The 1,010-nt window shown below is 41.4% G+C and carries 2 pseudogenes; both read left to right on the plus strand.

From position 1 onward, the window contains the following. Nucleotides 1–334 precede the first annotated feature (334 nt). A pseudogene (locus CJP72_RS26505) lies at nucleotides 335–827 on the plus strand (type IV secretion protein Rhs). Further along, nucleotides 824–1,010, plus strand: a pseudogene (locus CJP72_RS25815) (lipoprotein); the annotation flags it as partial. The pseudogenes CJP72_RS26505 and CJP72_RS25815, both read left to right, overlap by 4 nt.

Here is a 1,010-nt window from a genome sequence, read left to right on the forward strand (position 1 = left end):
TTTTTCGGGAAAATCAAACGTTGCAATAGTGCCGCAAATACCTATTTTTTAATTACACGTTCAGTTGATAATTTTTTGATCACCACACCCCGTTGTGCCGCTGATGGTTGTGCAAACAACTAGACCATTGCGTCGCGCTAAACTCCAATGACCTAGTGTAGGAAAGCTCCTAAATCGAGGTTTCCCCCCTTTATTAAGGGCTTCTGTGAAAAATAGCTCTACCGTTAGTATACGATTTACGACTAAGTGTTAATTTATTAAGGGGCAAGGAATGAATAACCCAAATTCTGTAACTTGGCCGAAGACAAATGAAGGTGGTCTTCGGCGATTACGAATGGGTGAAGTTTATCTGGCAAGTTCTCTATATCACTACAGCATCCATTACAACAAAGTATGGGTTCATTTTGAAAGCTATCTGCCATTTAATCTACAGCCTGCCAATATTGCTATGGCCCCTAATGGTGAAATGTGGTTTCGACAAGACAATTATGAAGATGATTTTTCGGCTCCGCAAAAGGGCCGAGTAGAACAGCAACACCTTTTCATGCACGAAATGGCACGTCTGGCAGCACCAGCACGGAATGTGGGTAAGAATGAGGGGATTGTTTTCCCGTTTTGCTGATTACACATACAGTCTGGATAAGAATAAATTACTGGATTACAGCCTGGAACAACAAGCTTCGATCGTAAGCGATTACTGGCTATTAAAAACATATGGTTTCAGTCGCTAAACGTATCTAATTGATTACAGAGATTATAACCCTGCAGAATCAACACATGATCTGATGAAGAAATACAAACGGGTTTTAGGGAGATTCCCCGGATGAGAAAATTGCTTTTACTAGTTCCTTTTATTGTTCTGCTTACAGGTTGTCCTGGGAAGGACGGCGCGAAGATGAGCAAACATAGATCGATATATATCGATGGCGAGCGTATTTGCTTTACAGTCGACAAGCAAGATGTCCTTACTCGCTATGGGTTGACAACAAATGGGGCTGATTACAAGGAAT

It is taken from the genome of Citrobacter sp. NCU1 (assembly GCF_010231475.1).
Lineage (GTDB): Bacteria > Pseudomonadota > Gammaproteobacteria > Enterobacterales > Enterobacteriaceae > Citrobacter_D.